Annotated in this window: 20 protein-coding genes and 1 pseudogene; 14 read left to right on the top strand and 7 right to left on the bottom strand. The window is 68.2% G+C overall.

The window, feature by feature from the left end; all coding sequences use genetic code 11:
* The first annotated feature begins 55 nt into the window (after positions 1 to 55).
* Both EON91_RS07360 and EON91_RS07355 read left to right on the top strand, forming a co-directional pair.
* The gene (locus EON91_RS07360) at positions 56 to 1306 is read left to right on the top strand and encodes a DUF418 domain-containing protein (protein ID WP_292092972.1); all 1251 of its coding nucleotides are present in this window, start codon (positions 56 to 58) and stop codon (positions 1304 to 1306) included.
* A 10-nt stretch (positions 1307 to 1316) separates the two neighbouring features.
* Positions 1317 to 2768 (top strand): NAD-dependent succinate-semialdehyde dehydrogenase, encoded by a 1452-nt coding sequence (locus EON91_RS07355; protein ID WP_292092971.1) that lies wholly within the window; start codon positions 1317 to 1319, stop codon positions 2766 to 2768.
* A gap of 7 nt (positions 2769 to 2775) precedes the next feature.
* Here the strand turns inward: EON91_RS07355 and EON91_RS07350 are convergent, their stop codons facing one another.
* Positions 2776 to 3048, bottom strand: a complete 273-nt coding sequence (locus tag EON91_RS07350) for a helix-turn-helix domain-containing protein (protein ID WP_366250178.1) — start codon at positions 3046 to 3048, stop codon at positions 2776 to 2778.
* A gap of 97 nt (positions 3049 to 3145) precedes the next feature.
* Between EON91_RS07350 and EON91_RS07345 the strand changes: the two genes are divergently transcribed.
* Both EON91_RS07345 and ald read left to right on the top strand, forming a co-directional pair.
* A complete protein-coding gene (locus EON91_RS07345; protein WP_292092966.1) occupies positions 3146 to 3622 on the top strand; it encodes an SRPBCC family protein in 477 nt (158 codons plus the stop codon).
* Between the two features lie 89 nt (positions 3623 to 3711).
* Entirely contained in the window at positions 3712 to 4830 is a 1119-nt protein-coding gene (ald, locus tag EON91_RS07340) for an alanine dehydrogenase (protein ID WP_292092965.1), read from the top strand.
* Between the two features lie 3 nt (positions 4831 to 4833).
* Here ald and EON91_RS07335 read toward each other — a convergent pair whose 3' ends face one another.
* Positions 4834 to 5646: a hypothetical protein gene (locus EON91_RS07335; RefSeq protein ID WP_292092963.1), complete on the bottom strand. Its 813-nt coding sequence runs from the start codon at positions 5644 to 5646 to the stop codon at positions 4834 to 4836.
* A 107-nt stretch (positions 5647 to 5753) separates the two neighbouring features.
* Here EON91_RS07335 and obgE point away from each other — a divergent pair, with 107 nt between their 5' ends.
* The 7 genes from obgE to EON91_RS07300 all read left to right on the top strand — a co-directional run bounded on the left by obgE (position 5754) and on the right by EON91_RS07300 (position 12209).
* Positions 5754 to 6809: a GTPase ObgE gene (gene obgE / locus EON91_RS07330; protein WP_292092960.1), complete on the top strand. Its 1056-nt coding sequence runs from the start codon at positions 5754 to 5756 to the stop codon at positions 6807 to 6809.
* 51 nt (positions 6810 to 6860) lie between these two features.
* Complete coding sequence (locus EON91_RS07325) at positions 6861 to 7838, top strand: DUF6624 domain-containing protein (RefSeq protein ID WP_292092958.1); 978 nt, start codon at positions 6861 to 6863, stop codon at positions 7836 to 7838.
* A 79-nt stretch (positions 7839 to 7917) separates the two neighbouring features.
* The gene (locus EON91_RS07320) at positions 7918 to 8583 is read left to right on the top strand and encodes a nicotinate-nucleotide adenylyltransferase (RefSeq protein ID WP_366250173.1); all 666 of its coding nucleotides are present in this window, start codon (positions 7918 to 7920) and stop codon (positions 8581 to 8583) included.
* A 116-nt stretch (positions 8584 to 8699) separates the two neighbouring features.
* Entirely contained in the window at positions 8700 to 9125 is a 426-nt protein-coding gene (gene rsfS / locus EON91_RS07315; protein ID WP_292092955.1) for a ribosome silencing factor, read from the top strand.
* A gap of 9 nt (positions 9126 to 9134) precedes the next feature.
* Positions 9135 to 9599: a 23S rRNA (pseudouridine(1915)-N(3))-methyltransferase RlmH gene (rlmH, locus tag EON91_RS07310; protein ID WP_292092953.1), complete on the top strand. Its 465-nt coding sequence runs from the start codon at positions 9135 to 9137 to the stop codon at positions 9597 to 9599.
* Complete coding sequence (locus tag EON91_RS07305; protein WP_292092951.1) at positions 9599 to 10681, top strand: peptidoglycan DD-metalloendopeptidase family protein; 1083 nt, start codon at positions 9599 to 9601, stop codon at positions 10679 to 10681. The genes rlmH and EON91_RS07305 overlap by 1 nt, the downstream gene beginning before the upstream one ends.
* Positions 10682 to 10829: 148 nt before the next feature.
* Positions 10830 to 12209 carry a S41 family peptidase gene (locus EON91_RS07300; protein ID WP_292092949.1) on the top strand — a complete coding sequence of 460 codons (1380 nt, stop codon included), beginning with the start codon at positions 10830 to 10832 and terminating at the stop codon, positions 12207 to 12209.
* 6 nt (positions 12210 to 12215) lie between these two features.
* On the opposite strand, the gene EON91_RS07295 is transcribed toward EON91_RS07300, so the two are convergent.
* The gene (locus tag EON91_RS07295) at positions 12216 to 12680 is read right to left on the bottom strand and encodes an MliC family protein (protein ID WP_292092946.1); all 465 of its coding nucleotides are present in this window, start codon (positions 12678 to 12680) and stop codon (positions 12216 to 12218) included.
* A gap of 171 nt (positions 12681 to 12851) precedes the next feature.
* Here EON91_RS07295 and EON91_RS07290 point away from each other — a divergent pair, with 171 nt between their 5' ends.
* The 3 genes from EON91_RS07290 (at position 12852) to EON91_RS07280 (ending at position 15133) form a co-directional block, all read left to right on the top strand.
* Positions 12852 to 14045, top strand: a complete 1194-nt coding sequence (locus tag EON91_RS07290; protein WP_292092944.1) for a divergent polysaccharide deacetylase family protein — start codon at positions 12852 to 12854, stop codon at positions 14043 to 14045.
* A gap of 93 nt (positions 14046 to 14138) precedes the next feature.
* Positions 14139 to 14612, top strand: a complete 474-nt coding sequence (locus EON91_RS07285) for an RNA pyrophosphohydrolase (RefSeq protein WP_292092941.1) — start codon at positions 14139 to 14141, stop codon at positions 14610 to 14612.
* 125 nt (positions 14613 to 14737) lie between these two features.
* Positions 14738 to 15133: a hypothetical protein gene (locus EON91_RS07280; protein ID WP_292092938.1), complete on the top strand. Its 396-nt coding sequence runs from the start codon at positions 14738 to 14740 to the stop codon at positions 15131 to 15133.
* A 133-nt stretch (positions 15134 to 15266) separates the two neighbouring features.
* On the opposite strand, the gene EON91_RS07275 is transcribed toward EON91_RS07280, so the two are convergent.
* From EON91_RS07275 to EON91_RS07260, 4 genes and pseudogenes are all read right to left on the bottom strand, one after another.
* A complete protein-coding gene (locus EON91_RS07275; protein ID WP_292092935.1) occupies positions 15267 to 15536 on the bottom strand; it encodes an ATP synthase F1 subunit epsilon in 270 nt (89 codons plus the stop codon).
* A gap of 2 nt (positions 15537 to 15538) precedes the next feature.
* Positions 15539 to 17068, bottom strand: coding sequence for a F0F1 ATP synthase subunit beta (atpD, locus tag EON91_RS07270; protein ID WP_292092932.1), 1530 nt, complete (start codon positions 17066 to 17068; stop codon positions 15539 to 15541).
* 37 nt (positions 17069 to 17105) lie between these two features.
* Positions 17106 to 17984 (bottom strand): F0F1 ATP synthase subunit gamma, encoded by an 879-nt coding sequence (locus EON91_RS07265; protein ID WP_292092930.1) that lies wholly within the window; start codon positions 17982 to 17984, stop codon positions 17106 to 17108.
* A gap of 30 nt (positions 17985 to 18014) precedes the next feature.
* Positions 18015 to 18582, bottom strand: a pseudogene (locus EON91_RS07260) (F0F1 ATP synthase subunit alpha); the annotation flags it as partial.

Below are 18582 nucleotides of genomic sequence, written 5' to 3'. Positions count from 1 at the left end.
ATGGCCGGGACACGCATGACGTGTTCTGCTGCGCGCGATCTCGGGGGAGCGCAGCATGACCCAATCATCGGCCACACCCGTCAGCGGCGCCGAGCGCATCGGCGAGCTGGACATCATCCGCGGGTTCGCCCTGTTCGGCGTCCTGTGGGCCAATCTGTTCAGCCATGCCGAACTGGCCGTGCCCGACGCCGTGATCCTGGCCCTGCCGACCGCGCCGGCTGATCATGTCATCCGTTTCCTCGGCTACTGGCTGATCGCGGGAAAGGCGCAGGCGCTGTTCTCGCTGCTGTTCGGCTTCGGTTTCGCCATCCTGACCGAGCGCGCCCGGCGACGGGGCGCCGACGGCACGCGGCTCTACGCCCGACGCGTGGGCCTGCTGCTCGCCCTGGGGATCGCTCATTTCTTCCTGCTGTGGATGGGCGACATCCTGCACGCCTATGCGGCCATGGGCTTCCTGCTGCTGCTGACCCGGCGCTGGCCATCCTGGCTGCTGCTGGCGGTCGGCCTGCCGCTTTGCCTGTTCACCTTTGCGGGCGTGCGCGAGCTGGACCGGCTGTTTGTGTCACCCGAATCCCGCGAGGCGATCAGCGCGGCGGGCGAGACGCTGAAGGCGCAGCGATATGAGATCTTCCTCGGCCACGACTATCTCGCCTATGTCCGCATCCTGGTCCGTTCGGCGTGGGACGATCTGTATGCGCAGATGATCGGCGTGGCCTTCCTGGGCAATATTCTGGGACGGTTCATGGTGGGCAGCTGGATTCACCGCCGGGGCTGGATGCAGGACACCGCGCGTCATGCCGCCGGTTTCCGCCGCGTGGCCCTGATCCTGCTGACGCTGGGTCTGACGTTGGCGATCATCAATCCCGGCCTGCGCTTTCTGGATCTCAAGGCGCCTGAGACGATCCGCCCGGTCCTGCGTGTGATCGGCCAGCCGGCGCAGCTGACGCTGGCGCTGGGCTATGCGGCCGGCCTGGTCGTCCTGTGCCAGACGCCCGCGATCCGCCGCCTGCTGTCCGGCCTTGGCGCGGTCGGGCAGATGGCGCTGACCAGCTATCTGATGCAGAGCCTGGTCTATGTCTTCGTCCTGTACGGCTTCGGACTGGGCTGGCTGAAGTATGCGGGACCCACCTTCTGTCTGGCTCTGGCGCTGGTCGTGTTCGCCTTGCAGATCCTCTTCAGCCGCTGGTGGCTGGCGCGGTTCCGGTTCGGACCGGCGGAGTGGTTGTGGCGTTCGGCGACCTATGGCGGTTGGCAGCCCTGGCGGTGGGGGCGTATGGATCAGGAGACCACTCCCGCCGTCGCCTGACGAGGCCTTCATGACCGATCCCCGCGCTCTGGCCCGCTCGCTGCTGTCACAGCATGCCCTGATCGCAGGCGAGCCCGTTCCGGCCCACGGCGGCGGCATCGCCGTGGACGATCCGGCGACCGGCGAGATCATCGGCCACATCCCCGACCTGGGCGTGCTCGAGACGCAAGCCGCCATCCAGGCCGCGCACGACGCCTTCCCCGCCTGGTCGCGCACCGATCCGCACAGGCGCGCCGCCTTCCTGCGCGACTGGGCCCGCCTGATCGACGAGAATGTCGAGGGGCTGGGCGCCCTGATGGCGCTTGAGAACGGCAAGCCGTTCGAGGAGGCCAAGGGCGAGGTCGCTTATGCCAACAGCTTCCTGAAATGGTTCGCGGGCGAGGCCGAACGCCTGATCGGCGAGACCCAGGACAGCCCCCTGGGCCATGTCATCCTGACCTTCCGCGAGGCGGTTGGGCCCTGCGCCTTTATCACCCCGTGGAATTTCCCGGCGGCCATGCTGACGCGCAAGCTGGGGCCCGCCTTCGCCGCCGGCTGCACCGCGGTGGTCAAGCCGGCCAGCCAGACCCCCTTCACCGCCATCGCCCTGGCCGAGCTTGCCTATCAGGCGGGCCTGCCCAGCGGCGTGCTCAGCGTCGTCACCGGCGATGCGGCGATCATCGGCAGGGCGCTGACGGACAGCCCTCTGATCCGCAAGCTGTCCTTCACCGGCTCGACCCCGGTGGGCCGCATCCTGGCCGCCCAGTGCGCCCCGACGCTGAAGCGAGTGTCGATGGAGCTGGGCGGCGCGGCGCCACTGATCGTCTTCGCCGACGCCGACCTGGATCTGGCCGTGGCCGAGACCATCAAGGGCAAGTTCCGCAACTCGGGCCAGACCTGCGTCTGCCCCAACCGTGTCTATGTCGAGGCGTCGGTGGCCGAGGCCTATGCCGAAAAGCTGGCCGCCGAGGTGGCCCGGATCCCCGTCGGCCCCGCCTTCGAGCCGGGCGTCAAGGTCGGGCCGCTGATCGAGGACAAGGCGATCGACAAGGTCGAGGATCACCTGAAACGCACCATCGCCGCGGGCGGTCGCGTCCTGACCGGCGGCGCGCGGCATGCGCTGGGTGGCCGCTTCTTCCAGCCGACCGTGACCCTGGGCGGCGACGACGCCCTGTTCCGCAACGAAGAGACGTTCGGCCCCCTGATCCCCGTCTTCGCCTTCCAGACCGAGGACGAGGTCGTGAACAAGGCCAACGCCAGCGACTATGGCCTGGCCTCTTATCTGTTCACGCGCGATCTGGATCGAGCCATGCGTATCGGCCGCCGGATCGAGGCGGGGATGTGTGGCGTGAACACCGGCTTGATTTCAACCGCCGTCGCCCCGTTCGGCGGGGTGAAACAGTCAGGCTATGGCCGCGAAGGCTCGATCCACGGCATCGACGAATACGTGGACATCAAGGCGGTGACGCTGGCGCTCAAATAGACGCGGACTAGCGTTCCAGATCGGTCTTCAGTCGCTCCAGCACTTCAACCGCGCGCGCCGCGTGCGGCCCTATCCAGCGGTCATGCACCTGTTTGATGGGCAAGGGATTGAGGTGATTCCACCGTTCCCTGCCGTTGCGCTGGACGATGATCAGATCGGCGCCCTCCAGCACCTTCAGGTGCTGCATGACGGTGCATCGGTCCAGCGGCAGGAAGCGCTCGCACAGGGCGCCCGTCGTCTGTGGCGCGTCCGTCAGCGCATCCAGAATCGCCCGCCTCACACCGGCTGACAATGCCTTGAACACCCGGTCCTGATTCGCCTTACTTGACATGTTATAAGAATATAACACTATTGACGTCGAACAAGGAGGAAGACCGATGGATCTGAAGTTCAAAGTGTCCGGTCGCATCGCCCGGCCGGTCGAGGAGGTGTTCGAGGCCGTCGCGGACCCGGCGAAACTGTCGCGCTATTTCACCACTGGCGGCGCTGTCGGACCCCTGGAAGGCGGCGCCACGGTCCAGTGGGAATTCGCGGACTTCCCCGGCGCCTTTCCGGTCCAGGTGATCGAGGTCGAGAAGAACCGTCGCATCGTCATAAGCTGGGAAGCCAACGAGGGCCCACCGGACGACGGCGATCCGGTCGTCCGCGTCGCCTACATGACCACGGTCGTCTTCACCTTCGACGCTCTGGACGACGGCCGAACCCTGGTGACGATCGAGGAAGGCGGCTGGCGCGAGACCCCGACAGGCCTGAAGGCCGCATTCGGCAACTGCCAGGGCTGGTCCCAGATGCTGGCTGCGCTGAAAGCCTGGGTCGAGCATGGTATCAATCTGCGCGAGGGCTTCTACGTCTAAGCATCGCGGTTCCCGCCCTCTGGTCGATGGGCGCCTGCGCACCCTGCAGCCCTATGTTATCGATGGCGATCCGTTCGGAGAGGGTTTCCATGCGTATCGGCGTCCCCAGAGAGATCAAGACCAACGAGCATCGCGTCGGCCTGACGCCGATGGCGGTGCGCGAATATACGGCGCATGGCCATGCCGTCTCGATCGAGACCGGCGCAGGCATGGGCGCGGGATTCACCGACGCTGATTATCAGAAGGCCGGCGCGACCATCGTCGCCGACGCCGCGACCGTCTTCGCTGACGCCGACATGATCGTGAAGGTGAAGGAGCCGCAGAAGGTCGAGTGGGAACGCCTGAGCGAGGACCAGATCCTGTTCACCTATCTGCATCTGGCGCCCGACCCCGAGCAGACCCGTGGCCTGTTGGCGTCGAAATGCGCGGCCATCGCCTATGAGACCGTGACCGACGCGCGCGGGGGCCTGCCGCTGCTGGCGCCCATGTCCGAGGTGGCCGGGCGGATCGCCGTCTTTTCGGCGGCCGAGACACTGCTGAAGCACAACGGCGGCATGGGCCTGCTGTTCTGTGGCGTGCCGGGCGTGGCGCCGGCGCGGGTGCTGGTGCTGGGCGGCGGCGTGGTCGGGCTGAACGCCGCGCGCATGGCCATGGGACTGGGCGCCGAGGTGGTGGTGCTGGAACGCTCCATCCCCCGCATGCGCGAGATCGACGAACTGACCGGCGGCCGGGTCATCACCCGTTATTCGTCGATCGGCGCGATTGAAGAAGAATTGGTCAAGGCTGACGTGGTGATCGGCGCGGTGCTGGTGCCGGGGGCCGAGGCCCCGACCCTGGTCCGTCGCGATCAGTTGAAGACGATGAAGCCCGGCAGCGTGCTGATCGACGTCGCCATCGACCAGGGCGGCTGTTTCGAGACATCGAAGCCGACCACGCACGAGGACCCGACCTATGTCATCGATGGCGTGGTTCACTATTGCGTCGCCAACATGCCGGGCGCCGCGCCCCGCACCAGTTCCGAGGCCCTGAACAACGCCACCCTGCCCTTCGGCCTGGCCCTGGCGGATCAGGGTCTGGAGGCGCTGCGCCGCAATCCGCATCTGGCGCGGGGACTGAATGTGCTGAAGGGCGAGATCACCTATCCGGCCGTGGCCGACGCCTTGGGCATGCCGTGGAGCGATCCGTTCGGTGTCTGGGCTCGCGGCTGACGCCTAGGCGGTGACGAAAACGCCGGGGTTCAGGGACGCGCCCGCCTCGGCGATCTCCCGATCCATGTCCGCCGAGGCCTTGTCGGCGGCCTGGCGCTCGGCCGGGGACAGGTCTTCCGTATCCTGACGGTTTTGGGCCTGCCGCAGCGCGGCCTTGAGCGCATTGGCCAGACCCTTGGCCTGGGTCAGGAATTCGCGGTCCGCGTCACTCTCGGAGTTGCGTTTCGCCAGCGCGGCGCTGCGCGCATTTCCCTCGTCGATCAGCCGGCGGTAGGGATCGGCGGAGGTCTTGCCATCCTCGGCGCGCCCGTTGCCAGTCGTATCTGGAGTGGTCGGGTCTGTGGTGGCGGCTGGGGTTATGGCGTCGGCGGCTTCGCCATCAGCCGGTGCATTGTCCGCATCGCCCTGCGCGCCTTGGGCGCCCGCTTCTCCCGTTGCAGGCGCTGCTCCGGCCGAGGCCAGGCCCAGTTCAGCGGTCGAACCGCCCGCCGAGGCATAGGCCTTGACCGCCGCGCCCAGTTCGCGCGCCAGCTGGGCCGCCATGCGCGCCGTGGCTTTCGGGTCCATCGAGGCGCTCATCTGAAGCATGCGGATGCGCGCCTTCAGTTGATCGACCTTCTTGCGCGCCAGGGCCTTGCGTTCCTCGGCCGCCTGGGTAGGCGGGCGCGATTTCAGCGCCTGAAGCGCGGCGCGGGCCTCGTCCAGCTTCGCCTTGTCGCGCTCGGTCGCCTTGTCCCCGCGCGTGATCGCGCCGCCGGTCGCGGCCGGGGCCGAGCCGGGGGTCGAAAGCGAAGCGAACAGGGCGGCGACGTTCATGACGCGAATCCCGCGAAAGGTTACAACCTGTTCTGGCGCCGGGACGATAAGCACGGGTTAACGACAGGCGCCTCGCCCTCGCCGCGGTCTTTTGGCATAAGCCCGCGATGAAGTTTCTCGACCAGGCCAAGATCTATATCCGCTCCGGCAACGGCGGGGGCGGCTCCGTCTCGTTCCGGCGCGAGAAATTCATTCCGAACGGCGGCCCCGACGGCGGCGACGGCGGCAAGGGCGGCGACGTCTGGATCGTGGCGGCCGACGGCCTGAACACCCTGATCGACTTCCGCTACCAGCAGCATTTCAAGGCCCAGACCGGCCATCACGGCCAGGGCCGCCAGATGCACGGCGGCAAGGGCGAGGATGTGGTGCTGAAAGTTCCGGTCGGCACCCAGGTGCTGGACGAGGACAAGGAAACCGTCCTTCTCGACATGGATACGGCCGGCATGACCGAACTGCTGCTGCGCGGCGGCAACGGCGGCTGGGGCAACACCCGTTTCAAGGGTCCGCAGAACCAGGCCCCCACCCACGCCAACCCCGGCCAGGAAGGTCAGGAACGCTGGATCTGGCTGCGGCTGAAGCTGATCGCCGACATCGGCCTGGCGGGCCTGCCCAATGCGGGAAAGTCGACCTTCCTGGCCGCCGCCAGCGCGGCCCGGCCCAAGATCGCGGACTATCCCTTCACCACCCTGACGCCCAATCTGGGCATGGTGGACCTGAGCCCGTCCGAGCGGTTCGTCATCGCCGACATCCCCGGCCTGATCGAGGGCGCCAGCGAAGGCGCCGGCCTGGGCACCCGCTTCCTGGGGCATGTCGAGCGCTCGGCCTCGCTGATCCATCTGATCGACGGAACCCAGGACGACGTCGTCGGCGCCTGGCGCATCATCCGGGGTGAACTGGACGCCTATGGCGCCGGTCTGGCCGACAAAACCGAACTGCTGGCCCTGAACAAGATCGACGCCCTGTCGCCCGAGGAACGCGAAGAAAAGGCCGCCGCCTTGCAGGCCGTTTCGGGCAAGCGGCCGTATCTGGTGTCCGGCGTCTCGGGCGAGGGCGTGACCGAACTGCTGCGCGCCGCCTGGACCGAGGTCCGCAAGACCCGCGGCGAAGTCGGCCCCGACGACGAACACGTCGTCCCCGAAACCCCCGGCGGCTGGGCGCCTTAATTCGGACCTGCGCTCTGGCTGTTCTGCGTTTCTCACGGGGGAGCGAAGATCATGGTTCGTCACGCCATCGCGCTGATCGCCGCCGTCATGCTGACGGCCATGGATGCGGCGCCGACCGTGCCGCCGCCGATCCTGTCCCTGCTGGGTGACGCTGAGACGGCGCAGAGCTTCGACTATTACGGCCTCAAGGCGGCGGGCGCCGACCTGAACGGTCTGAGCGCGGCGGTCGAGGCGCGACTGCGGCCCGAACTCGGGAGCCGCTGCATCACGCAGGCGGAGCAGGCGGTTCTCGCTGGCCTGAAGACCGCCGCCGACGCCCCGGACGCCGCCGCCTGGACGGCCGACCGTGACGACGCGGGCCAAGCCTTGGCGCGATGGCGGGCGCTTCGGGAGTCGGTCTGGTCGGGCGACGAGGCTCCGTTGCCCTATGAAGCCGTGGGCGAGCAGGTCGCCGCGCTCTCCGCCGTCCGCGAGCCGCGAAAGCGCGCATTGCTGGAACGCGCGGCTCTGGATCAATTCATGCGCGCCAGCTGGGTGGAAGCTGGCGACGTCTGGCTGGGACCCTTGTCCGAGGGCGGGCGGACGCGGGTCAACCGCACCTTCGGCGGCGAAGGGTGCCGCGTCGACGCGGACAACGCCGCATGGCTGGAGCGGGAACTGGCGACGCACGGCTGGTATCGCCGATCGATCTACGGCGAGGACGGCGATGCGGCCGCATGGCTGATCGTCCAGCACGCCGATCGTGACCGGGCCTTCCAGCAACGCGTTCTGGCCCTGCTGGAGCCGCTGATCGCGGACGGCGAAACCGACCCTTCCAACTATGCCTATCTGCATGATCGGGTGGCGGTGAACGGCGGCCGGCCGCAGCGCTATGGCACCCAGGGCGGCTGCACGGCCCCGGGTCAATGGACGCCGCACCCGATGGAAGATCCGGCTGGGGTGGACGCGCGACGCCGCCAGATGGGACTGGCGCCCCTGGACGCAGAGCGGCCCCGTCTGAATGCGCGCTGCGCCCGTTTCGCGGGTTGAAAGGGTTTTTGGCGACACGCGGGTTCGCGCCGTGTTAGGGCGCGGGTGAGCATAAGTCGTCGGAACGGTTCGAGCCGCCTTGTCCTTTTTTCACGCCGGTCCCGCGCCGCAAGGTCCTGGCCCCCGCTCGGGTGCGCTGAGGGACGGGCTGACGCTGGCGCCGGGGATGGCGGTGGGGCTGTTCGGCGGCTCGTTCAACCCGGCCCATGATGGTCACACCCATGTGGCCGAGACGGCCATGCGGCGGCTGGGCCTGGACCGGGTCGTCTGGCTGGTGTCGCCGCAGAATCCGCTGAAGGGCGCGCACGAGACCGCGCCGCTGGCCGAACGCATGGCCTCGGCCCGCGCCCATGCGCCGGGGCCGTCGATGATCGTTTCGGATTTCGAGACCCGCGTCGGCGTCAGCTGGACCATCGACACCCTGCGCGCCATCGTCGCGCGCCATCCGGGCGTGAATTTCGTCTGGCTGATGGGGTCGGACAATCTGGCGGACTTCCATCGCTGGCGCGGTTGGGCCGACATCATGCGGTTGATGCCGGTGGCGGTGATCGCGCGGCCCGGATCGATGCTGGACAGCCGCACCGCCCCCGCCGCCGCCCGCTTCGCCGGCTTCCGCATTCCGGCCGAAAAGGCCCGGCTGCTGCCGCATCTGGAGGCGCCCGCCTGGACCTATCTGACGGCGCCGCTGAACCACCGGTCGTCCACCGCCCTGCGTCAGGAACGCGCGAATCGCACCGGCGGGTGACGTTCGGGGCGTTCTGTGCTAGATTGCCGCTTTAGTAACCTCTTCGGAGCCCTCCGCTGACCCCCTCGCCCGCGCACGACGCGCAAGACGCCGCCGTTTCCAACACGGCGCACGAGATGGACCCGATCACGCCCATCCACGCCGAGGACGAGGCCGACAGCGGTCCCCATAACCTCGCGGACGCCCCCCTGCCGGTCGGCATGACCGAGCTGGAGCGCGCCGTCATCGCCAAGCTGGACGCCGACAAGGCCCAGGACATGGTCCTGATCGACCTGCGTGGCAAAAGCCCCATGTCCGACGCCATGATCGTGGCCTCGGGCCGGTCGCACCGCCACGTCGGCGCCCTGGCCGACCACCTGCTGCGCCTGTTCAAGGAAATGGGCCTGGGCAAGGTCAAGGTCGAGGGTCTGCCCCACTGCGACTGGGTGCTGCTGGATGCGGGCGACGTGATCGTCCACCTGTTCCGCCCGGAAGTGCGCACCTTCTACAACATCGAGAAGATCTGGTCGGTCGAGAGCGGCCACCGCGGCCCGCAGGCCTGATCGCCGCCCATGCGGCTGGGGATCGCGGCCATCGGCAAGCCCGGGCGCGGGCCTGAGGCGACGCTGGCGGCCGACTATGCCGAACGCGCCACCCTGGCCGGTCGCGCCCTGTCGCTGGGGCCGCTGGAGCTGATCGACCTTGAACCGCGCAAGACCGGCAAGGCCCCGGAGGCCGAGCTGATCCTGAAGGCGGCCGAGGGCGCGCACCTGATCGCCTGCGACGAGCGGGGCAAGACCTATTCCTCGCGCGCCTTCGCCGACCATCTGGCCGCCCTGCGCGACCAGGGCGAGCGGCGCATTGTCTTCGCCATCGGCGGGGCGGACGGGCTGGATCCGTCGGTGCGCGCGGCCGCCCGCTCGACCCTGGCGTTCGGCCCTCAGACCTGGCCCCATGCCCTGGCGCGGGCGATGCTGGCCGAACAGCTGTATCGGGCCGTGACCATATTGGCCGGATCGCCCTATCATAGGGACTGATGCGCCGCCTGATCGCCCCTGTCCTGCTCGGCCTGATCGCCGTCGGCCCCGCCATGGGCCACCGCGCGCCGCAGGCGTCGGTCTCCGAACTCACCCGTTTGCAGGCCGAATACCGCGACGAGGGCGCCCGCGCCCGCCGCCTGCGCGCTGACGCCGCCGAGGCCGCGTCCGAGATCGCCGAGCTGGATCGCCGCCTGTCGCGCCTGACCGTCGAGGTCCAGACCGACGACGTCCAGATCGAGGCCCAGCGCGCGCGCCTGCACGAACTGGGCGAGCGCGAGGCGACGCTGGTCACCGCCCTGTCGCGCGAGCGCGGCCGCCAGGGCCGCCTGCTGTCGGCGCTGCAGATGATGAGCCGCCGCCCGCCGCCGCCGCTGCTGATCCCGGCCGACAAGGCGGCCGACACCGTCCGCGCGGCCATCCTGCTGAAAGCCGTCGCGCCGGAACTTCAGTCGCGCGCCGCGACCCTGGCCGCGCGCCAGGCCGAGATCGGGCGCGTCCGCCGTCTGGCCGCCCTGTCCAGCGAGCGGCTGTTCACCACCGAAAGCGCCCAAGGGGACCGCCGCGCCGAGATGGAGGGCCTGCGCAGCCGCAAGCGCGAACTGAACGCCGTCCTCAGGGCCGAGGCGGCCGCCGCCGAAAAGGCCGCCGCCGTGCTGGAGGCGCGTATCCGCGACCTAGGCGGCGCCGTGCCGACCGAAGAGGCCGCGGCCGCGACGCCCGCAACACGCCTGCCCGCCGGGCGCAACCGCCTGACCCCGCCCGTCGACGGCGCGCCTGCGACCCGGTTCGCGGACGGCGCGCCCGGATGGCGCTGGCGCGCCGACGCCGAGACCGCCCGGGCGCCCGCCGCCGGGACAGTGGCCTATGCCGGCCCGCTCAGCGGCTGGGGCGATGTGGTGATCCTGGACCTGGGGCCGGGCTGGCGCGCCGTGGTGGCCGGGCTGGACAGCCTGTCGGTCGAGGCGGGGGATCGGGTCGCCGACGGTCAGGCGCTGGGCCGCACGGCCGCCGACGGCGAGGTCTATTTCGAGCTGCGCCGCGACGAACGGCCCATCGATCCGGCGCCCTGGCTGCCCTGATCTCTCACGAAGCGACGAAACCGGGCGAAAGAGCTTGCTTCCCGGCCCGGCGCTGATTTTATCAACGGACGCGACCGCGCCATGATTTCATCGTGGACTGTCGTTCCTGACGTCCGGCCCGACCTTCGGGGCCATGGAAAGAGACCGAATGCGTAAACTGCTTCTCGTCGGCGCCGCCGTTCTGGCGCTGGGCGCTTCCACCGCCACCGTAGTGGCCAGCCAGACGCCCCGCAACGAGACCTTCCGCCTGCTGCAGCTGTTCGGCGATGTCGTCGCCGTGGTCGAGCAGGCCTATGTCGTTCCGGTCGACAACAAGAAGCTGATCGAGGCCGCCCTGCAGGGGATGATGACGGCGCTCGACCCGCATTCGAACTATATCGCCCCTAAATCCTATGGCGACCTGCGCGAGCGGACCGAGGGCCAGTATTCGGGCGTCGGCCTGACCATTTCGTCGGACGGCGGCCTGGTGAAGGTCATCTCGCCGATGGACGGCGGCCCGGCCGAACGCGCGGGCGTCCAGGCGGGCGACGTCATCTCGGCCATTGACGGCCAGAGCGCGTCGGGCATGACGGTCTCGGCCGTGTCGGACAAGCTGCGCGGCGCCGCCGGCACCTCCATCAAGGTCACCTTCCTGCGTGACGGCGAGGAGCCGCGCGAGGTCGTCCTGACCCGCGAGGTCATCAAGGTCGCCTCGGTCACCGGCCGTCTGGAGGGTGACTACGCCTATGTGCGCGTCTCAAGCTTCAACGAGAACACGGGGCGTGAGCTGAACGAGACCATGGCCCGTCTCAAGATCGAGAAGCCGGGCATCAAGGGTTATGTGCTGGACCTGCGCAACAACGGCGGCGGCCTGCTGAACGCGGCCATCGCCGTGTCCGACGCCTTCCTGGAGCGCGGCGAGATCGTCAGCCAGCGCGGCCGCAAGCCCGAGCAGATCGAACGCTACGCCGCCACGCCGGGCGACCTGTCGGGCGGTTTGCCGGTGGTGGTGCTGATCAACTACGGCTCGGCCTCGGCGTCAGAGATCGTGGCTGGCGCGCTCAAGGATCACGAACGGGCGACCATCGTCGGCCTGACCAGCTTCGGCAAGGGATCGGTCCAGACCGTCATTCCGCTGCGCGGCGGCCAGGACGGCGCCCTGTCGATCACCACGGCGCGCTACTACACGCCCTCCGGTAGTTCGATTCAGAAGATCGGCATCGAGCCGGATCTGGAGGTGTCGCGCTCGGCCGCCGAGGCGCGGATCATCTCGCGCTCCAGCTTCATCTATTCCGAGGCCGCCTACGCCAACTCGCTGGACGCCTCCATCGGCGCCGAGCGCAAGGGGCCGCACGTCCCGCACGAGGCGCCTGGGCCTGACTATGCCAAGGACAAGGATTATCAGCTGGAACGGGCGCTTGACGTGCTGCGCGCGGGCGGTGACCTGACCCGGCTGGCGGCGGCTCCGACCGGCGTCATCGTCGACGGCACGGCCGAACAACTGGTCGCCGCCGCCGATGCGGCCAAGGACGACGACAGCGAGAACTGATTTCGCTCAGGCGGGCGGTGGGACAGCGGCGTCCGGCGCCGTCACGGGGTTGGTCGGCGCCGTGGTCGTGCAGGCCACGCCGCTGTCCGACTCGGCATAGGTCTGGCCACCCGACAACGGGCTCAACTGCCCGTGCTCCATGCCGCGTGTCCACCACTGCACGCCGGGCCCGACATAGCGCGCGCCGCTGGCCGAGGGATGGATGTTCAGGGTGACGTTGCTTCCGCCCACGCTGAGGAACGCCCGCTCGGAGTCATAGCGAACCGCCACGGTCCGCCCGTCCGTGCAGAGATAGACGACATTGTGCACCGACAGTTCGGGGGACACCGCCTCGGGCGCAGCGCGCTCGATCGCCCTGGCGGTGGTCGGCGCGGGTGCGGCGGGCGACGAGTCACGATCGGCCGACGACGGCTGGCAGGCGGCCAGCAGGATCAGCGGCAGCAAAAGGGGCGCGGTGCGGTTCAGGGTCATGGGCGGCTCCGTTCGTCAGCGACAACGCAGGGCGCCGCCCCCGGCTCCCGCCCTGCGGCGTTTCGCATGGTGAACGGCGCGTTAGGCTTTCTTAACCGGCGTGCGGTCAAGATGAGGGCGAGGAGGTCCGTCCGGCCCTCCGCGTCCCGCCGTCGAGCATCCGCCCTGTCCATGTTCGCCAAACGTCAGTCCGCCCTCGCCGCCGCCGCAGGCGCGCCGCCCAAGGGCGCCAAACTGTCCTTCAAGCCGGTGCTGGCCGCGCTGAAGCGTCCGCCGGTCGCCGTGGGCGCTGCGGGCGTCATCCTGCTGGCCGCCGCCGCCCTGTTTCTGACCGTTCTGGGCGATCCGCGCGCCGGATCGCCGTCGGCCCGTGTCTCGCTGAAGCGCCCGGCGCCCGAGGCGGCCGCTCCGCCGACAGGGATGGAGGCCTTCGCCTTCGACGGCTTCGGACCCTATCAAGATCTGGCCGGCACCGACGACGAACTGTCCGAGGCCGCCGGCGGTGAAGCCCTGATCACCCTGCCTGACGGCGCGGTCATGGCGGGCGGCTCGGCCGTCACCGCCCCGCGTCGGCCGCCGTCCCAACCGCTGCCCGCCGCGCCGATCAACGGCCTGACCCAGCCGGGACCGGAAGGCCCCCTGCCCGTCATCGCGCCCGACGGCCGCACCCCCGCCATCGCCTACGCTCGCCCCTTCCGGGCCAACGGCAAGCCGCGCGTGGCCCTGGTGGTCGGCGGACTGGGCCTGAACGCCGCCACCACCCGCGCCGCGATCGAGCGCCTGCCTGCCGAGGTGACCCTCAGCTTCGTGCCCTATGCCGACGGGCTGCAGGCCTGGATCGACATGGCCCGCGCCCAGGGTCACGAAGTGCTGCTGGAGATGCCGATGGAGCCCAGTGGCTATCCCGACAACGACCCCGGCCCCTACACCCTGCTGGCGTCGGGCGGCCCGGAGGACGTGCAGTCCCGCATGGCCTGGCTGCTCAGCCGCGCCACCGGCTATTTCGGCGTCACCAACTATCTGGGCGACCGCTTCGTCACCTCGGACACGGGCATGGGCGCCTTCCAGACCGTGCTGCGCCAGCGCGGCCTGGCCTTTATCGACGACGGCTCGGCCCGCCGCCGCCCCGGCGCCTTCGCCCGCGCCAGCGCCGACCGCATCGTCGACGAGACCCAGAGCCCCGCCGCCATCGTCAGTCAGTTGAACGCGCTGGAGGCCCAGGCCAAGTCACGCGGCGCCGCCCTGGGGTCGGGCTTCTCGTATCCGGTGACGGTCGAGGCCGTGGCCCGCTGGAGCGCGGGTCTGGAGGCGCGCGGCCTGCAACTGGCCCCCGCCAGCGCGATGGCGACGCGGCCTGGGCGATAGTCGTGTGAAAAGTGCTAGTGAGCGGGGGTGAGTCGAACCGCATCGCCTCGCCTCTGCTCACCCCTTGCTCACTAGCACTACTCACCCGCCATCATGACCGACCTGTCCCTGTACCGCCCCAACGTCGGCGTCGTCCTGTTCCATCCCGATGGCCGGGTCTGGTACGGCCGACGCGTGGCCACGCCCGGGCCGTATAACTGGCAATTCCCCCAGGGAGGCGTGGACAAGGGCGAGGATCTTGAGGCCGCCGCCCTCCGCGAACTGCACGAGGAGACGGGCGTCCGCTCGGTCCAGATGCTGGGCCGCACAGAAAACTGGATCACCTACGACTTCCCCGCCGATTATGGCGGTTCGAAACAGGCACGCGGCTGGAAGGGCCAGAAGCAGCGCTGGTATGCCTGCCGGTTTCTGGGCGACGAGGCCGAGATCGACCTGAACGCCCATGGCGAGATCGAGTTTGACGCCTGGCGCTGGGGCGACCTGCATGACGCGCCCGGCCTGATCGTGCCGTTCAAACGCCCTGCTTACGAGCAGGTTGTCGCCGCTTTCGAGCGCTGGGCGCGTTAAATTTACGCAGAGAAGAGGGCTGCGCTACGCCAGTTAAGTGCCATCACGCAGCGACATAACGCTATTTGCCTACCATTTTTTCCTGCAAAGGTGTCTCCCAGCACTGTGCTGGAGGTGGACGTCTGATGCCTGCATCCAATGAAGTAGGTTGGCCAGCTAAGCTCACGCTGCTTGGAAGGTGTCTACTTCAAGGACTGTTTTGGACCCCGTTATATGTGTTCGCTCCTGCTGGCTTGCTACAGTTTATGGGGATGCGACCGACCGCTTCACCGATCTTTTTGATCGTAGCTCTCGCCTTTCCGGTGGCGATGGCAGCGACCCTCTACGCACGGACGCGCGCAGGACATGAAACGGTCGAGGACGTGGTTGAGCGTTGGACCACAAACGTCGGACAGACGGTGTCCAGTGTTGGACGGTCGCTGGGTGGATGCGCCCTGGCGCTGATTGCGCTTGCCGCAATGCTCTTTATTGGACTCGGTATGGTGGGGCTACTTGTCTTCGGAATCCGCCAAATCCTGTGATCGAGGAAGACTACAGACTGGCCCATTGATGACTTGGATACGTTGCCACCACATTCGGCGTAAACACAGCAACGAAAAAGGCCCCCCGCCGAAGCGAGAGGCCCTTCATGTCGTTTCAGCGGGTCGCCCGAGCCTAGTGCTCGACGATCTCCGCGGCCTGTTCGGCCAGGATGGTCAGGCCTTCGCCGTTGATGTCGGCGAAGCCGCCCTTGACGTCGAAGCGGCGACGCGAGCCGCCGTCATAGACCACTACCACGCCTTCGCGCAGGGTGGTCATGAAGGGCGCGTGGCCCGGCAGCACGCCAAAGTCGCCCTCGACGCCCGGCGCATCGACCTGATCGACCGAGCCCGCGAAGATCTCGCGTTCCGGGGCGACGAGGGAGAAGTTCAGCTTTCCGGCCATGATCAGGCGGCTTCCGCAGCCATCTTGGCGGCCTTCTCGACGACTTCCTCGATGGCGCCGACCATATAGAAGGCGGCTTCCGGCAGGTGGTCGTATTCGCCGTCGCAAATCGCCTTGAACGAGCGGATGGTGTCCTTCAGCTCGACGAACTTGCCCGGCGAGTTGGTGAACTGCTCGGCCACGAAGAAGGGCTGCGACAGGAAACGCTGGATCTTGCGGGCGCGCGACACGACCAGCTTGTCGTCTTCCGACAGCTCGTCCATGCCCAGGATGGCGATGATGTCCTTCAGCGCCTTGTACTGCTGCAGGATTTCCTGAACGCGGCGGGCGACGGTGTAGTGCTCTTCACCGATGACCAGCGGGTCCATGATGCGCGAGGTCGAGTCCAGCGGGTCCACGGCCGGGAAGATGGCCTGGGCCGCGATGTCGCGGTTCAGCACGGTCGTCGCGTCCAGGTGGGCGAACGAGGCGGCGGGCGCCGGATCGGTCAGGTCGTCCGCGGGGACGTAGATGGCCTGGACCGAGGTGATCGAGCCCTTCTTGGTCGAGGTGATGCGCTCCTGCAGGTTGCCCATCTCGGTGGCCAGCGTCGGCTGATAGCCCACGGCCGACGGGATGCGGCCCAGCAGCGCCGACACTTCCGAGCCGGCCTGGGTGAAGCGGAAGATGTTGTCGACGAACAGCAGCACGTCCTTGCCTTCTTCGTCGCGGAAATATTCAGCGATCGACAGGCCGGTCAGGGCGACCCGGGCGCGGGCGCCGGGGGGCTCGTTCATCTGGCCATAGACCAGGGCGCATTTGGAGCCTTCGGTCGAGCCGTTGTTCTTGGCCGGGTCCACGTTCACGTTGGACTCGATCATCTCGTGGTACAGGTCGTTGCCTTCGCGGGTGCGCTCGCCCACGCCGGCCAGAACCGAGTAACCGCCGTACGCCTTGGCGATGTTGTTGATCAGTTCCTGCATGGTCACGGTCTTGCCGACGCCGGCGCCGCCGAACAGGCCGGTCTTGCCACCCTTGGTGTAGGGGCAGATCAGGTCGATGACCTTGATGCCCGTGACCAGGATTTCCGACGACGTCGACTGCTCTTCGAAGTTCGGGGCCTCGCGGTGGATCGGGCGGTATTCCGTGGTCTTGATCGGACCGGCTTCGTCGATCGGCTGGCCGACGACGTTCATGATGCGGCCCAGCGTGCCCGGACCGACCGGCGCCATGATCGACTTGCCGGTGTCCACGACGGCTTGACCGCGGGTCAGGCCCTCGGTCGTGTCCATCGAGATGGCGCGAACCATGTTCTCACCCAGGTGCTGGGCGACTTCCAGGATCAGGGTGAAGGGTTCGCCCGTCTTCTGGTCGACGTTCTGGGTCTCTAGCGCGTTCAGGATCGCCGGCAGGGCGCCCTCGAACTCGATATCGACAACGGCGCCGATGACCTGGGCGATCTTGCCCGTGCCGGCGACGGCGGCGACAGCGGCCTTCCTGGGGGCGGCCGGCTTCTTGGCGGCGGTTTTCTTGGGGGCGGTGGTGTCGGTCATCATGCGTGTCCGTGTCGGAATGTCTGGCGGGTCGGGATCAGAGCGCTTCGGCGCCGGCGATGATCTCGATGAGTTCGGTGGTGATCTGGGCCTGGCGCTTGCGGTTGAACTGCAGGGTCAGGCTGTTGATGAGGTCGCCCGCATTGCGCGTGGCGTTGTCCATCGCAGCCATCTGGGCCCCGAAGAAGCCGGCCTGGTTTTCATACAGGGCGGCCAGGATCTGGATCGTCAGGTTGCGCGGCAGCAGGGTCTCAAGGATTTCCTCTTCCGAGGGCTCGTATTCATAGACCGCACCATTCAGGTCGATAGGTGCGCTGTCGCCTTCGACCACGGCCGGGATCAGCTGTTTTGCGGTCGGGATCTGCGAGATCACCGACTTGAACTGGCTGTAGAACAGGGTGACCACATCGGCCTCGCCGTCCTCGAAGCTGGTCGCGATCAGCTCGGCGATCGGCTGGGCGGCGGGCAGACCCAGGGTCTTGTGCTCGCTCAGTTCGAAGGTCCGGACGATCTTGTCGCCGAACAGACGGGTCAGCGGGTCACGGGACTTCTTGCCCACGGCGATGACGCGAACGTCCTTGCCCTGGGCGATCAGGCTGTTGATCCGGTCGCGCGCGGCGCGGACGACGTTGGTCGAGAAACCACCGGCCAGACCCTTGTCCGCCGTGGCGACCACGATCAGGTGGCGCTGGTCCGCGCCCGTGCCGGCCAGCAGCTTGGGCGCGTCGTCGCCCGAGACGCCGGCGGCCAGGTTGGCGATGACCGAGGCCATCCGCGACGCATAGGGGCGGGCGTTCTCCGCCTGCTCCTGGGCGCGCTTCAGCTTGGCCGCGGCGACCATCTGCATGGCTTTCGTGATCTTCTGCGTGGCTTTCACGCTTCCGATCCGATTGCGCATTTCCTTGAGGCTGGCCATCCGGCGCTACTCTCGCTCTCTGGTCAGGTCTTACGCGAAGGTCTTGGCGAAGGCGGCCAGGATGTCCTTCAGCTCGGCTTCGAGCTCGGGCGTCAGGGCCTTCTTGGTGCGGATGCCGTCCAGCAGCGACTTGTGGCCGGAATGCACGCGGGCCAGCAGTTCGCTTTCGAAGCGGCCGATGTCCGCCACCGCGACGTTGTCCAGATAGCCGCGCGTACCGGCGTAAACCGACACCACCTGCTCTTCGACCGTCAGCGGCGAGTATTGCGGTTGCTTCAGCAGCTCGGTCAGGCGCGCGCCGCGGGCCAGCAGGCGCTGGGTCGAGGCGTCCAGGTCCGAGCCGAACTTGGCGAAGGCGGCCATTTCCCGATACTGGGCCAGCTCACCCTTGATCGAACCGGCGACCTGTTTCATCGCCTTGATCTGGGCCGAAGAGCCCACGCGCGACACCGAGATGCCGACGTTCACTGCCGGGCGGATGCCCTGGTAGAACAGGTCGGATTCCAGGAAGATCTGGCCGTCGGTGATCGAGATCACGTTGGTCGGGATATAGGCCGACACGTCGTTGGCCTGGGTTTCGATGATCGGCAGGGCGGTC

This window comes from Brevundimonas sp. (assembly GCF_004210735.1).
Lineage (GTDB): Bacteria > Pseudomonadota > Alphaproteobacteria > Caulobacterales > Caulobacteraceae > Brevundimonas.
The sequence above is the reverse complement of the archived record's forward strand: the minus strand, read 5'-3'. Positions and strand labels throughout refer to the sequence as shown.